Source organism: Candidatus Taylorbacteria bacterium (assembly GCA_039934295.1).
GTDB lineage: Bacteria > Patescibacteriota > Minisyncoccia > Phycocordibacterales > HO2-43-120 > HO2-43-120.
The window spans coordinates 1-14,217 of the sequence record JBDTMN010000012.1; the positions used below are offsets into that span (position 1 = coordinate 1).

The window sequence follows — 14,217 nt, forward strand, 5'->3', positions numbered from 1 at the left end:
GCCCTTGTGAACGGGAGCGGAAGGATTGGAGATGTCGACGATTTCGAGGGCGTTGTTAAACTGTGAAGCCACATAGGCATAGTTGCCGGAGACGAAGACGGATTGTGGACCGGAGAGAGCCGCACCGCCGACTCCGTTTGCGAGTGAGCCCTTGTGAACGGGAGCGGAAGGATTGGAGATGTCGACGATTTCGAGGGCGTTGCTATCTCGTGAAGCCACATAGGCATAGTTACCGGAGACGAAGACAGATTGTGGAGTCTCCAGAGCCGCGCCACCGACTCCGTTTGCGAGTGAGCCTTTGTGAACGGGATTTTTGGGGTCGGAAATGTCGACAATCTCGAGTGTTCCGGCGGCTGAAGCTATATACGCATAATTGCCGGAGACGAAGACGGATTGTGCGCTCAAGAGAGCTGCTCCACCGACCCCATTCAAAATCTTCCCCGCATGCGTCGGCTGTGTCACTCCTCCCATAAGATTAAATCCGGTGGAAGAAGCGATGGTGAAGAAGGGTTCCGCGGTGGGTGTGGTAGCCATGGCAAGAAGTGGATTTGTTTGGTTTGCCGTGCCTGCGATGGAGAGAGTAGCGAAAGGAGAAGTGGTGCCGATGCCGACATTCCCCACGTTGTTGTTGAAAATATTATTCCCATTCGTTGACCATTCTGTCGAGGTGACACCAAGAGACGAAGTTGCCACAAGGTCATATCCACCTGTAGCATTTCCAAGAAGAAGCTGTCCTTGTGAAGGAGGAGAAGAAGTGCCGGTGCCTCCATTTGTGGTGGCAAGAGTGCCACTTAGGGTAAGCGTGCCAGAAGAAGTAATCGGGCCTCCAGTAAAGGAGAGACCTGTTGTGCCTCCGGAAGCATCGAGAGAGGTGAGGGTGCCGGAGCTTCCACTGCTTCCGCTTGAATTGGAGTTGGAGTTTGAGTTTGAACGTCTGATGCTATCAAAAATTCGGTCGGTTTGGAGGGATTCGTGGAGAGCGAGACCGTAGAGTTGGTTTTGGAGATTCGTGAAAAGAGCGTCGACGTAGGATTGTGAGACACCTCCTGTGGTGGTGTAGGTGTTGTAGTAGGTAGGATTTTGTGTGACGTAAGTGGGTGAACCTTCTCCGTTTGAACTTGGGGGTGGAGAGAAAGAGGGAGAGAAAGAAGGTTCGGGAGAAGAAGAGGGCTCGAGAACGAGAGGAGGTTCAAAAGTGGGTTCGGGAGAGACTACTGGAGCAGGAACATTTTCTTTGAGGCAATACGCGGGAGTTGCTCCGGGAACAAGGAAATCAATGGCGCATCTAAACTTCTGCCACCAGGAAATGAGGGTGGTGGAGACCGAAGCAGATTGGGGAGAGAGAGCCGCGTCCGTTGCGGACGCGGCATGATTCTCTCCCACTTTCGCACCATGAATACCCAAAGGAGGAGGGAGAACCGTAAGAACATCTGTCAAATATCCTTCTCTCGCAGAGAAAGCAAACACAAGGGTGAAGCATGTTGCTCCTGCTAACAGAAGAAACAGAAAAAAAGTTCTCATATTAGAAAACCTCCCGTTAGAATTATCTAAACGTTCGCTCATGTAGCCATATTTTATCACAGAAGCATGGGCGATACTTCAAAAAGGTGGGGATAAGTTAAGCTAAGGAACGACTCTCCTTCAGGAGATCCTTTCAAGCTAAAGCTGTTAAGGATGTTGCGAATTTATTATTTTGTTTTTGCAGATTTTTTAGAACTATTCCTGACGAGCTTGTCGAACTCATTTTCCGTGAGAATTTTTTTATGTATCGCAAGTTCACGAATGTTTTTTCCGGTCTCTCGCGATTCACGAACGAGTGCAGTTGTTGCGTCATACCCGATTTTTGGAGAAAGTAGAGTGGCATAAGCGGTTGAGTTCTCGAGATACTTCCTGCAAATTTCCTTGTTCGCTCTTATTCCCGCAATGCATTTACCGGAAAATTGAGTTAGAACCTCATTTGCAAGCTTAAGCGACTGAATCAGTCGATCTACAATCACGGGAAGCATGACGCCGAGCTCCAGTTGGGCGCCAGCACATGCCCCCTCGACAGATACGGTATTTCCCGAAATGAGGTAATATGCCTGGTTGACAGTTTCCGGGACAACAGGGTTCACTTTTCCCGGCATGATTGAAGAGCCTTTTTGGAGTTCCGGCAATTCGATTTCGGCAAATCCACCCGAAGGTCCCCCAGCCATAAGCCGAAGGTCGTCAGCAATCTTTGACGAGTCAAGCATGAGCGCGCTTACGGCTTGAGAAATCGCCAGAAAATCCGTCTGGCTCGAAGTTTGTGACATGAAACTTTTTGCAGGATAAAATTGGCGATTCGTCATTCGTCGAAGCTCTAGAAATATGAAGGCAATATATTCCGGACTGGCATTTATTGAGTTGCCGATAGCAGTTCCTCCCAAGTTGAGCTCGAGACAATATTTTTTTACTCTTCCAATCCGCTCATGATGCCTCTTGAGTATGAATGCAAATGATAGAAATTCCGCGCCAAGGGTAGTCGGTAGAGCGTCCTGCAGATGAGTTCTTCCGAGCTTGAGAACGTCCCTAAATTCGCGCGATTTGTTCTCTAGGGCTGTAAAGAGAAGACTAACGCTACGTTCGAGAGCCTCTAAGAGATCAAAACAGGCAAGTTTAAGGGCCGAAGGATTGACATCGTTCGTGGATTGGCTCCGATTTACATGGTCATTGGGGTGAACTACATTTTTACCCCCCACATTTTCTAGTATTTCAGTCGCTCTATTTGCGATGACTTCGTTCACATTCATATTGACCGAAGTTCCCGCTCCGCCCTGAATTCCCGGAAGTAGAAACTGCTCATCAAATTTCCCGTCCAAGATTTCGTCACAAGCCCTATCAATCGAGTTTTTTATCTCCTCGGCTAAGTCTCCGGTTCTGCTGTTGGCAAAAGCCGCAGCTTTTTTAATTTTCACGATTGCGTAAATGAATTCGCTATGCACCCTCGGGTAATCAAATGGAAAATTTGAAATTGCCCTTCCGGTTTCCTTGCCGTAATATTTCTTCTGTCGTATTTTGCGGTTTGTCATATGTCGTTAGCATACACCCTAGCGCAGAAATGTTGCTGTGGATAAGTTTACGAGTTGCGAAACTAAGCAACGATACGATATTGGCTGACCCCGCTTCCCTCTTTCTTCCATCAGTGTCTTCGTGTTCAAGTAGCTATACTTACTCTCCCGACAAGGGCGCAGTGGTCGCTTAATCCGCAGAACATCTCTACGTCATGGACCTCATATCCGGGCGAGCTAAAAATGCCGTCAACCATAAGTTCAAGTTGCGCTCCTCCACGGTGAAGCTTCTTGTCTAGACTGCTAGAAAAGCGTGCCGGCACATTGTCTTTTAACTGCTCTGTAAGCATCCCAAATATTTCGCCACCTCTCGGAGCGTTAAAGTCTCCGGCAAGAAGAAGCTCATCAAAATTGCTTATGGCTTTCAGCAATTCTTTCATGTCTTTGCGCTGGTGACTGTCGGGCATTCCGTCTGGAGTCCAGGTGAAATGGGTAGTGGCAATTCTAAAAAGTTTAGAATCTTTTTCGAGTTCACACGCAAGCAGACTGTAACTTTGAGTTGCGTGTTTGGACTCGGCGCTTCGGCGGTCAAATTCGACCGCGGGTTCATCATTTCCGGCATAGCGCATTATTGTTTTGTTTTTTATCGGGAAACGGGAGAAAATCGCGATGCCTTCTTTGGACCGAACATTTTTTTTGGTGCGAAGAGTCATTCCCGCAAAAGCATATTCCGCATTGGCGGCCTCAGCGATGATTTGAAGCGCGGACTCCGGAACCTCCTGCATGCAGAGAACGTCAAATGAATTTTCCTTCACGAACGGAACAATGCGCTCCAAGTGCTTATCGCTTTCAATATTGAGCTGGAGCAATTTAATTTCATTTTTCATATTTCCGTCATTATAACTATTTTTGCTATTTATGAAAGTAATACTTTCGCATCACGTTTTTAGGTTTACGAATAAAAAAACCGAAGGCGCGGTTGTGCCTTCGGTCATGGTTGTGAGAAATGAATCAGGATTTCGGTGCTACGATGGCACCCGTAAGTCCCATGTTCGCCTCGAGTCCAAGCATCAGATTCGCATTTTGAATTGCATGCCCCGCTCCGCCCTTTCCGTGTCGGGCGATTGACGAAAAGGCCACAGTCTCTTGGGGTGGCGACGCGTACGATATGACCGCTAGATTTGAACCGTCCACTTTTTCTTTGTGAGCAGGCCTTATCGAAACGCGCACAAGCGGATTATTTTTGTAAAAGTCTTGCGCCAGCCCGAAGCACACTTCGGCATCCAAACTTCCCTCGAGGAAGCAGGTTGTTAGATTGACCGAGCTCAAATGAATCAAGGGGGAATGGGATTTTGGACTTGAATCCTGACAGCCCCCGGATAGGCACTCAATAAGTCTGCCCATTTCCTTTGCGTGGAAGTGATCAACATTCGAGCAGTCTGAAGCTACCTTGCTGTGTCCCGCTGATTGCTCATCTGTTTCGCTCGATATGTCGGCGCCGGTGACTCCTGATGAAGAGTGAGAGATTAAATTCTCGTGACGCCACTCCATTTTTTTGGGAACCAGGATTGGCGCAAGAGCGATTAGTGCTCCGGTGAAGTAGCATCCTGGAACGATGACTCTTGTCTGTCCGCGGATTCTATCTGGATAAATGTCCGCTAGTCCGTCCACCCATTCTGTATTCTCACCGCAGAAATCAGTCCCGAGATCGACGATCCTCGTTCGAGGTCCGATTTTATCCACAAACGCGGGCGAGGCATCCGGCGGAAGAGAAATGAAGATGAGGTCAAGCCCCGAGGGAGGTGTTTGGTTGTACTTCCTGCTCGTGGCGTCCACAAGATAAGTAAGTCCAAACTGTGGGTGGTTTCTCACAAGTCGAACTAGGTTTTTCCAGGCGTCGTCATTTGTCCCAATAACTCCGATATTGAATTTTTTTTCGGGCATATACCCTCTCACTTTTGCTTAGGTTTTCAAAAAAACAGCTGACCCGAGATAAACTCGCGAAAAGACAGCTGACTCCCCTAACTATGCACTAGTTTATAAAATTGTCAACTACTTCAGCGTTCATACTGAAAGAAGAATTAATTGAAGTAAAAAATTACTGCGAAAAAATTGTGTCCTTGAATCTGTTCAATGCCTCCATCTGAAACGCATTTATATGGATAGAAGGTCTCTTGCTTTTCAAAAAGTTTATTGCCTCATCTATTCCCATGCCAGACTTAATCAAATACGCGATATATAAAGTTGGCGCTCTGCCGTGTCCATTTTTGCAGTGAATATATACTTTTATTTTTCGGTTTATTAGGAACTCAAGAACCTGCACCCCCAGGCTAAGGGCATCCGGGGTCGGGGCGCGGTCATTTTCCGTCGGCAACCAAAGAAAATAACTTACGCCCGCCGGGGCGTCTATTTTGTCTTTTTCCAAGCTGATGTCGGCTTGCACATTTTTTGATAAGAGCTCCCTGTTGAAACCAAACTGGCAACACATATTGGTGCCTATAAAAACCAGCTCGTCTATCTGACTGTAATCAAAGCCGTGCTTCCCAAAAGAATGATTATAGATGTCAATAATTTTATTTGGCATGTGCTTTCTTTAGAACCTCAATGTCCATTTTTTCATTTTTTGCAAGTAATCTGTCCCAACAATGCGAAATATTGCACAATATTTATTGGTAATTTCCTTTGCGTCGGCTTCGAACATATGCGTCAACGCTCCATTTCCCTGCCCCGTAAGCGGAAAGAAACAAAAAGACGAAGCACAGTAAAAAGGCGGTCTCGCCATGATTTTGTATCGGCCAGACTCCACTTGGAAAATGTCCGATAAAATAGGCAACTGCCATTTCTCCCGAAAGGATAAACGCGACGGGGCGAGTAAAAAGCCCCAGAAGAACAAGTGAACCTCCCACAACCTCAAGTATGCCCGCAGTCGTCAAAAGCGCACCCAATTCAAATCCCGGGGGCATTCCTCCAAACCAGCCGAAAAGTTTCAACCCCCCAGCCTGAAAGAATATGACAAACGCGCCCATGCGAAGAAGCAATAAACTCACATCGGTCGCTTGCTCCTTTGTAATTATTTTTTTCATGATTTTAAAATGATACTTTATTCTAATTTACAAATGGTAGCAAAAAATATCGATATCGGTCAACTTTATGGGGAGTGGACCTGAACAATAACTCTACGTGTTTCCAATTTTAAAAAATCACTATATAATTATGAGGTCATGAGTTCAAAAGACGTTCATTGGGTGAAAAACTTGCCATATTCTAAGATGGTGTTTCCTAACACTTTTTCTGACCGAACAAAATATATTTTTTGGTGGCTGTATACACCCTGTCATCCGTATATTCGGGATATATTGCTTGCTTTGAGAATTGTACGGCATGAGGGAAGACAAGATTTTCTTTTAGGAAAAATTGCGCCTCATCTAACAATCAAAGAATTTACCCATATTATTATCGAACGTGGCTACGGCAACCATTTTGTCGCCTGGAAAGACGAAGGTGAGCTGGTGAGCTTGCGTTATGTTGAGAATTTTGCTTTTCAATACCACTTGCGGGTATTTGAAGATCGGGAAGTGCGCGCGCATTATGAGCATACGCCGGAGTGTTTTCCCATTTCACATATAAAACAAATTAATATGGAAGATAGGCGGAGAGACTTTCTAAAGATTCTCGGTGATACCATTGTTAATCAGTGAAAGTTTGCCACATGTCTATCTCCGTCGCAAAGTGGGCAGGTACTCTCGTCACTTCCAATAAAAAACCTCGAATGGTTTGCACCAAGCGAGGTATTAGTTAAATCTGATCCCTGGAGCGTAAAACTCCCTTGATTTGATTGCTCTCTTTCTTCCCATCAAGGAGACTATGTACTTTCTTTGACGATTTCTCCGTGGAGAGCCCAATGGTATGCCGAAACGTCCTTTCACCAGTTTTCGATTTTCGAGCTCCCACATGAACCGGTAAAAACTGGAAAAAGTGGCGGAGTAGTATCCGATGGACGTGAGTTTTTCCCACAATTCCTTGCACCACTCACCTCGGACGCTGACGGTAGCGTCGAGGGAAGAAAGGACGGCATATTCCAAGTGCGATAGTTCGGGAAGCTTCAGTTTATTCATTGTTTTTTTGGTTGTTGGTCGTGGACGTTTACTCTACTTGTTCCTTTTTAACATTTAAACGAAAACCTGTCAATCTCCTGTCTTCGAAACGACATCCTTATAAACTGGAGTTTGTAGGGGTCTTGCGGATATTGCGTGAAGCAATCTCATCCTGGGAAAACCATTTTGCGAGTATATATTGAATAACTGCATAGATAAGCGCAAGTGGCGCGAGTTCCAAGACGCTTAAGAGGCTCGGCGATTTTAGATTATAAAAAGTATCTATAAAGGGAATTTTCACCAAAAAAAGGAACGAAACTATCTCTAAAACAATGAGCGCGAAAAATTGTTTTTTCTGGGCATCTGTGGTAACTCCGGCATACACTCTCGGGGTAAACGTGAAGAATATGAGTCCAGCGAGAATAAAAGCCAGAATGACCAAACTTGTGGGACTGGTGATTTTTGTATTCTCAATACTGGCGTAGAAAGCAAAAACAACCAATATTGTTTGAGGAAGTGCTGAGATTGCGGCAAATGGCAAAACTCTTTTTAGAAATGGTCTGGGGTCTTGCAACAAGTGAGCGTGCCTTGACCGGATAATCCAATAAAAAATCAGAGATGTGGGCAATCCTATCGCAAAGTAATTGATAAAAGTAATATTGAGGGGAGTAAATGGAAATGAATAGCCGAGCATTATGAGAGAAATGAAAAATAGAAAGCCAATGATTATCTGATTGAAAAATATGCTGGCACAAATTTCAATATTTTCAATAACACTGTCCGCAAGCTTGACCCCATTCGGTAAATCTCCGAAGCTATTTTTTGTCAAAACAATGGATGCTATTTGGCGTGTGGCAACGGCGCCGTCAAACATAGCGACGCCGAGGTCGGATTTTTTTATCGCTACTGCGTCATTGGCGCCATCTCCTACCATTGCCGTAAAACCGTCATGTTTCAAAGCCTCGATAAGTTTTTCTTTTTGCAACGGTTTAACTCTGGCAAAAATCGTAAAGCCTTTCGTTTTTTCAATAAAATCTTCTGCTGACCATCCTTCTATCTCCGGACCCGTTATGACCGCGCCCGTATTTTTTACACCTGCCGATTCCGCGACAGCTCGAACGGTGTCAGGGTTGTCTCCGGAAATTATTCGAATAACCACTCCACGCTTTTGAAAAAAATCGATGGCGTCCTTTACCCCTTCGCGAAGGTTGTTGCTCAATACAAAAACTGCAATTGCAGACAGTTGCACTTTAGAAAGATCGGATGGGATTACTCCCCCTTTCACTTCCGTAAAAAAAACAATTCGGTTGCCTATTTTTGTTTCCGTTTCAATAATATTTTTTAGCCATTCTTTTTCTTGAGAGCTGATGAGTTGGGAAAGTAAAATATCGGGCGCGCCAACCAATATACAGTTTTCCGCGTCATCGTTTTGAGCGCGAACCGCTCCAAACTGTCGGGTCGAGGAAAAAGAAAGATCTTCCACTATAACACCCTCAAAATCGGTATTCACGAATTTGCCAATCGCATTCATCATCAAAGATGCGTCATTTGAGCCCTTTATATAGGCCGTGGCGGCCTGCTCCGCCTCGGGTCTTGTGACACCTTCGGCAAGATGCATTTCCCTGACCTCAAGATTATTGTCGGTAAGCGTTCCGGTTTTGTCCATGCAGAGGTTTTTGATTCTCCCTATTTTTTCGACGGCATTTATCTCCTGAAGAAGAATATTTTTCCGATACAGATTTGATGCGCCAAAGGCAAAAATGAGCGTCATGATGACCACCATACCTTGTGGCAAGAGGAGGCTGGTCAGGGCTCCCACATTTTTCACAATATCAACCGGTAGCTGATGAATGACATATCCCCTCACCGTAACAAAAAAAATGATGAGTATAAGAAGGTAACTCGAGTACTTAATGATTTTATTCAGTGCAATTTGAATGGGACTAAAATTGAGCGAGAATTTTTTGACGCTTTTAGTCATTTGAGCAATTCTACTGTTCGCAAATGTTTCTTCGACTTCCAAAACGCCTGAACCGGATGTAACTATCCCGCCAGCAAGAAGCTTCCCTCCCGGTACGCGTAAAGATGACCGCGATTCTCCAGTAATGAGTGCTTCATTTACTTCAAATCCGTGAGATGAAACGAGGTGTCCATCGCACGGAACCTGGTCCCCTGTTTTAAGTTGTATCCGGTCATTTTTCTCCACTTCCTCGGTGTGAATGGAATGTTCGCTTCCGTCCTTTTCAATGCGGAGCGCTCGAGGAGCCGTCAATGATTGGAGTTTTTGAAGTGTCCACCAAGCTTTGGTTTCCTGTGCGGTCCCGATAATCATATTTAAGACAGTTATTGAACCCAGAAATATTCCCTCTCTCACATCTCCAAATAAAATGAGAAAAATAACAACCACTCCAATAATCGCGTTTACCAAAAGAAAGACATTCCGAAAAAGAATGCTCATGATGGCATCACGTTTCTGTCGCGTCGATTCGGATACTCTAAACATAATCATTAAGTATATCAAAAACTATGGTGGGAGTAGTAGCTAAACATTAAAGGTTCTCGTATTTCTGTATCAATAGTGTATTTACGGGGCAACTTTTAAAAAAATGCCCGAACTCAAGCTAGAGTTCGGGGATGTTGTTTCGAAGAAACTATTTTCCAATGATCCAACGGTAGTGGTTAACCTTGTCTTTCATTTCCCCGTGCCGTTTGTCGAGAAAGGTGAAGCCGAGCATCACAATGTGTTCAGTGCACGCAACTCCCCGAACGTCGTACCCATTTTCATGGACTCCGATTGCTCTGTCGAGCTCAAGTAAATCCCTAGCAGAAACTACTGCCATGAATTCGGTTACAGCCGGAGCCTGCGAATGCCTGTCGTAAACTGTGGCGAGCGTTTTCGTGTACGAGTTTGTTGTCAGATGGTCGAGCACATGCGCTTCGAGCTCATGCATGGCAACCTCTTCCTCAAACCACTCCTGTGAAAAATTGGAGTAGCGCGCTCCCATCTTTTTTTGGTACGCGTGGCCCAGCTCGTGCATGAGAACACCGATGAAAAAAGGGTCGGACCAATTAATAGCGCCTATCATCACCGCATTCCAGTCGCTTCTGTAAAAAAGTACCGAAGGCAGTTGTCCTTTTCGAAATTCGCTCTCTGGAAGAAAGCAAATTTCGAGCGACCTGCGCATTTCTTCCTGATCAATCGTTCCCGTTTTCGAGAGAACCGATCCTCCATTTAGAAACTGCGAGGTGAAGAACGCTGTGAATGTCGTCGATATCTTTGTTGAAAGCTCTGAAGCCCCGGCAGACCTCTTTACCGCGTTCTCCACATTTGTGAGCGCGTGGGCAAGTGATTGAGCAAGCTTGGGCCCTGGATCAAGCGGCCTCTCTAGCCACCAGCTATCGTTACTCCGGCTCTGTGACATGTAAGTCTTGCATGTGTCTATAAGGCGGGATCGTGAATCGGCGACGTGAGCGTCCCGAGACAATGAACGGAGCGTTTCCTTTTGATAGAAAAGGCAGAGTATGCCCATCGTAGCGACAAAGCTTATAGCGATGCTCAATACCGGAAACACAGATTTATATTTTGTTTTTTTCAATCGAATTATTCCCTTCTGGTTTTTTTTCTAAACAATAGCATATAACAACTGGCGAGCATTGTCAAACTTGGAAATAAAAAAAAGCCGATGAACAGAACTCATCGGCTTTGGCTTTGCGATTGCAATCAAGACTGTGGCACGGGCACCCAATTTTCTGTGACGCTTTTCCGTTTGTAAATACGGATGTACTTGGATGTCTTTTCTGACCTGATGCTTTGGCGGAGAAGTGTTTGAGCGGTGGCAAGCTCTGGGAAAACATCGGCGTCAACATGCATTGCCAAGAACCTGTAAAGGTCGGGACCCACCTTGAAGTTGGTCTTTTCGACGAGCAATTGTCGAGTGAGCTCGTACAACGGTTTGACCTTCGCATCTAGATTGGCCTCCTGCTTGAAACGGTCGAAGAAACGCTCGATTTCCAACTTCGCTTCCGCCGCCAGGTCGCCTCTGACGATGGTCATGGTGTTTACCATGGCGACCACACGATTCAATCCGTCCGAGCTCGTAAAGCTCAACTGGCTTCGCAGGTTGCCATGCTCATCAATGAGTCGTGGAAAGATATGGCGATTCAGGCATTCCTCGCGGTCGCTAGCCGCGCGCACCACAGCGTCATTGAGTGCGAGCACTTGTGTCACGATTTCATCGGTTGTCTTGGTGTCATTGATCTCCTTCTCGACCAGCAACGCATGCTCTGTCGCAATCACTACTAGCTCGCCCTCGGTGGTCCGTATCTGGTCTCGGAAGGCATCTCGCTCCTTGGTAAGTTCGATGGTCTGCTTCGGCCAGTCCTTGATCTTCGCCACCAGTCCACGTTCTTTCTTCGTGCCGTGATGTTTCAAATCCGAGAGCTGTGTTGCCGCTCCGAGAAATGCCAGGTAGCCCTTCGTCCACCTGGCCCTCGAGCGTTTCTCCTCCGCTCTAAGTTGATTCAATTGCTTTGACACGGTCCTTTTTTTCCGTTCCAGCTCGGTTTTAAGCGTCTTAAAACCACCGCCTGTGCTTGTGCTTTTGCTCATAGGTTTGTTCCTCGTGCTGTTTGCCGGCTGTGCCAGCGTTTGTGTATTTATCCAGTCTCTTTCTAGCACGGCATTACTATTATGTCAAATTCTAACTCATCTCGATATACACAAACGGTAAATGATATTTCATGTGTATAGGTCAGTCGCTCCGCCAGTTTCAGAAATAATAACCATAAGTGGAGCCGACTAGTATGAAAATGAGTCTAACGATTTTTTATAAAAAAACCGCCATGCAAGATGCTACTTGCTAGAGGCGGTAACTGAAACGCGTTTCATCAGACGGAGTTGGCTAGTTTTCGCACTTGACTGAAAGCGAGTTGCTGGTCAGCTGTCAGTTTTCTCCCTTCTGCATTTAACCAGTTTTTAAGCTGAGTCGGGTTCGCTGGTGTGGCGGTGCTCCTGGCGGGAGTTCCTAAAACCAATTCAACGGGGACGAAAGCTCTAAGAACATTCCCGATAACCACTGCGCCGACTCCTCGCGAGATCCAAAATTGAAACTTACCGTGTGGTGTAAGCTCTTTCAGGAAGAGGTCGAGCGCGAAGCGAGGAATCGTTTCAAGCTGAACGGTTCGCAGGAATGTTGCGAAGTAGCGTTCAATACTTTTGGGTGACTCGTCACCTAAAACGAAACGAACTGATTCAGCGAATGACTTCATGAGGCCAGGTTGCTCAATCAACTCGATGACGGACTGTTGCGAAGGAGCAAGATCCATCAATGAGCCGTACATTGCTTCTGAGTATCTTTGCAAGTGAACGATTTCTGTTCCCATTACGACTTCGACCAATCCTTTACAATGAGGACATTCCAGCACTTTTTTCTTAGTTATTTCTGTTTCCATTTTTTCTTTCCGCTGTCTGCGAGTCTCGATAGTTTAATCGAGAGCCGGCGAATTTGCCGATTTTTTAGAGACAGCAGTATGTATTCCTCAAAATGCATACTGCTATCTCTAACCCACGGTTAAGATAACATAAGCGGGCACCAATGTCAACTGCCTGCCTTCTCCTAACACAAAACAACATCCTTACAAACTGGAGTTTGTAAGGATGTTGTCGGTGATCATTTTGCTTATAGGCGCTAAATGAACTCGATATTTTTTCTTGGCATCCCTATGTAACTTTCCTCTTGCTTCTGTAGTTTTGAAATGACAATGTTCCCACTATCACAATGCTGAAGATAATCACTCCGAGAAGAAAGAGCAAGGGCTTCGGATAATCGTTTATTCCCGTGTAAGGAACTTCTGTGAGAGAGACCACTTCGCTTGCAAGTGGAGCGGGCTCAACCGTTTGAACGAGAGTGACAACAGGTATTTTTGTGACGATACGTCTGCTTCCCCCGCCTCCTTTTCTGCTTTTTTTTACAGGAGTTTCCGAAACAACGAGCGTGTTGCACGATTTTGTCATTGTTAGATTTTTCGAGTCGGTAACTGTAACGGACGCTTCTTTCACTCCCGTTGTTGAGTACGCTTTTTTAATTGTTGACTCGCTCCCGGAGAGTTCGTCTGTTCCCGTCCAGCTAATTATAAATGGAGAAGTTCCCCCGGTAATTTCTACTTGGCGGGTAACCTCCTCATTGATCTTTACCTCGCCCGCAATTGCAGGACATGAGATGTTGAAAGGCAAAAGAGGAGTAGCAACTACAGTTACTTTCACCTCCTGATGAGCTCCTCCTTGGCTATCGGTATCGTTCTGATGAATATTCCCTGTGACGGATGCTTGCGCGTTGAGTGTCAGGCCAGATTCGAGGTTACTCTGCTTGGCAGTGTAGCTTGCGACATTTTGATAATCATCTGACTGTAGGTCAGTGAGCGTCGTTCTTGTCAAAGGAATGCTGTGACTTACTCCATCGGGAGTAACGAGGGTAGCTGCTATTTCGCTCGCATCGCACGCAATCAAGGGACTTCCCGGCGTATTATTGAAAACCGTAATACTGTAATGAATGACGTCGCCTACATGCACTTGAGGCAAGTCTGTAAAAAGAAAAACTCCCAAACCGCTTCCGGTACAGGTGTCAGGGCTTTTGTGAGCAAAAGCAGAGCTAGTTCCAATGCTAAGCAAGGAGAAAAGGAAGAAAAAAATGAGCGACGTTAATTGTAAAGCTTTTATTAAGAGTGTTTTATTGAATGTATTCATGTTGAAATTATTAGAGGCTTAGAGGTGATAAATGGCCACCCCAGGTCGTCTTTTAATACTACACTATTTCATTACAAATGTCAAGTGTCTTCTGTGGTCGAGAGTAAAGTTCACGATTATCACTATAGCACGTTTAACCCTGCATGTTGCCCAGAACCCACTCTGCACGAGAGCCAAATGGGTCGCAAAAAAGAAAAACCCGACAACGAATTGATCTATGCCCCAATAAGGTGGACACATAATAAATGCCCACTTTATGGGGTACAGATCACAAACTGGAGGGTTTTTTAATATTCAATCCATCTTTGGTTGTCAGCCTGTTTTACGTTTCGTCTGAGGGCTGTATCTGGGT

Annotated in this window: 13 protein-coding genes; 1 reads left to right on the forward strand and 12 read right to left on the reverse strand. The window is 45.6% G+C overall.

The window, feature by feature from the left end; genetic code table 11:
• The 6 genes from ABI430_03870 to ABI430_03895 all read right to left on the reverse strand — a co-directional run.
• A partial coding sequence (locus ABI430_03870) for a hypothetical protein (protein ID MEO8638008.1) occupies nt 1-1,521 on the reverse strand: 1,521 nt, incomplete at its 3' end.
• A gap of 167 nt (nt 1,522-1,688) precedes the next feature.
• Entirely contained in the window at nt 1,689-3,050 is a 1,362-nt protein-coding gene (locus tag ABI430_03875) for an aspartate ammonia-lyase (GenBank protein ID MEO8638009.1), read from the reverse strand.
• A 125-nt stretch (nt 3,051-3,175) separates the two neighbouring features.
• Nucleotides 3,176-3,916, reverse strand: coding sequence for an endonuclease/exonuclease/phosphatase family protein (locus ABI430_03880; GenBank protein ID MEO8638010.1), 741 nt, complete (start codon nt 3,914-3,916; stop codon nt 3,176-3,178).
• 124 nt (nt 3,917-4,040) lie between these two features.
• Complete coding sequence (locus tag ABI430_03885) at nt 4,041-4,973, reverse strand: hypothetical protein (GenBank protein MEO8638011.1); 933 nt, start codon at nt 4,971-4,973, stop codon at nt 4,041-4,043.
• Between the two features lie 154 nt (nt 4,974-5,127).
• Nucleotides 5,128-5,613 (reverse strand): dual specificity protein phosphatase family protein, encoded by a 486-nt coding sequence (locus ABI430_03890; GenBank protein ID MEO8638012.1) that lies wholly within the window; start codon nt 5,611-5,613, stop codon nt 5,128-5,130.
• 82 nt (nt 5,614-5,695) lie between these two features.
• Entirely contained in the window at nt 5,696-6,112 is a 417-nt protein-coding gene (locus ABI430_03895) for a DoxX family protein (GenBank protein MEO8638013.1), read from the reverse strand.
• A 138-nt stretch (nt 6,113-6,250) separates the two neighbouring features.
• Between ABI430_03895 and ABI430_03900 the strand changes: the two genes are divergently transcribed.
• Nucleotides 6,251-6,727: a hypothetical protein gene (locus ABI430_03900; protein ID MEO8638014.1), complete on the forward strand. Its 477-nt coding sequence runs from the start codon at nt 6,251-6,253 to the stop codon at nt 6,725-6,727.
• Between the two features lie 93 nt (nt 6,728-6,820).
• On the opposite strand, the gene ABI430_03905 is transcribed toward ABI430_03900, so the two are convergent.
• From ABI430_03905 to ABI430_03930, 6 genes are all read right to left on the reverse strand, one after another.
• Nucleotides 6,821-7,144: a hypothetical protein gene (locus ABI430_03905; GenBank protein ID MEO8638015.1), complete on the reverse strand. Its 324-nt coding sequence runs from the start codon at nt 7,142-7,144 to the stop codon at nt 6,821-6,823.
• 97 nt (nt 7,145-7,241) lie between these two features.
• The gene (locus tag ABI430_03910; GenBank protein ID MEO8638016.1) at nt 7,242-9,626 is read right to left on the reverse strand and encodes an HAD-IC family P-type ATPase; all 2,385 of its coding nucleotides are present in this window, start codon (nt 9,624-9,626) and stop codon (nt 7,242-7,244) included.
• Nucleotides 9,627-9,774: 148 nt separating this feature from the next.
• Nucleotides 9,775-10,545 (reverse strand): hypothetical protein, encoded by a 771-nt coding sequence (locus tag ABI430_03915; protein MEO8638017.1) that lies wholly within the window; start codon nt 10,543-10,545, stop codon nt 9,775-9,777.
• 299 nt (nt 10,546-10,844) lie between these two features.
• Entirely contained in the window at nt 10,845-11,732 is an 888-nt protein-coding gene (locus ABI430_03920; protein ID MEO8638018.1) for a hypothetical protein, read from the reverse strand.
• Between the two features lie 278 nt (nt 11,733-12,010).
• A complete protein-coding gene (locus tag ABI430_03925) occupies nt 12,011-12,574 on the reverse strand; it encodes a hypothetical protein (GenBank protein ID MEO8638019.1) in 564 nt (187 codons plus the stop codon).
• 268 nt (nt 12,575-12,842) lie between these two features.
• Nucleotides 12,843-13,865 (reverse strand): hypothetical protein, encoded by a 1,023-nt coding sequence (locus tag ABI430_03930; protein MEO8638020.1) that lies wholly within the window; start codon nt 13,863-13,865, stop codon nt 12,843-12,845.
• Nucleotides 13,866-14,217: the final 352 nt, after the last annotated feature.

Bases quoted from the DNA above. Each gene is read 5' to 3' on its own strand.
- ABI430_03895 (MEO8638013.1), bottom strand. From the start codon at position 6,112: ATGAAAAAAATAATTACAAAGGAGCAAGCGACCGATGTGAGTTTATTG.
- ABI430_03875 (MEO8638009.1), bottom strand. From the start codon at position 3,050: ATGACAAACCGCAAAATACGACAGAAGAAATATTACGGCAAGGAAACC.
- ABI430_03890 (MEO8638012.1), bottom strand. From the start codon at position 5,613: ATGCCAAATAAAATTATTGACATCTATAATCATTCTTTTGGGAAGCAC.
- ABI430_03880 (MEO8638010.1), bottom strand. From the start codon at position 3,916: ATGAAAAATGAAATTAAATTGCTCCAGCTCAATATTGAAAGCGATAAG.
- ABI430_03885 (MEO8638011.1), bottom strand. From the start codon at position 4,973: ATGCCCGAAAAAAAATTCAATATCGGAGTTATTGGGACAAATGACGAC.
- ABI430_03920 (MEO8638018.1), bottom strand. From the start codon at position 11,732: ATGAGCAAAAGCACAAGCACAGGCGGTGGTTTTAAGACGCTTAAAACC.
- ABI430_03925 (MEO8638019.1), bottom strand. From the start codon at position 12,574: ATGGAAACAGAAATAACTAAGAAAAAAGTGCTGGAATGTCCTCATTGT.
- ABI430_03900 (MEO8638014.1), top strand. From the start codon at position 6,251: ATGAGTTCAAAAGACGTTCATTGGGTGAAAAACTTGCCATATTCTAAG.
- ABI430_03910 (MEO8638016.1), bottom strand. From the start codon at position 9,626: ATGTTTAGAGTATCCGAATCGACGCGACAGAAACGTGATGCCATCATG.
- ABI430_03930 (MEO8638020.1), bottom strand. From the start codon at position 13,865: ATGAATACATTCAATAAAACACTCTTAATAAAAGCTTTACAATTAACG.
- ABI430_03915 (MEO8638017.1), bottom strand. From the start codon at position 10,545: ATGTCACAGAGCCGGAGTAACGATAGCTGGTGGCTAGAGAGGCCGCTT.
- ABI430_03905 (MEO8638015.1), bottom strand. From the start codon at position 7,144: ATGAATAAACTGAAGCTTCCCGAACTATCGCACTTGGAATATGCCGTC.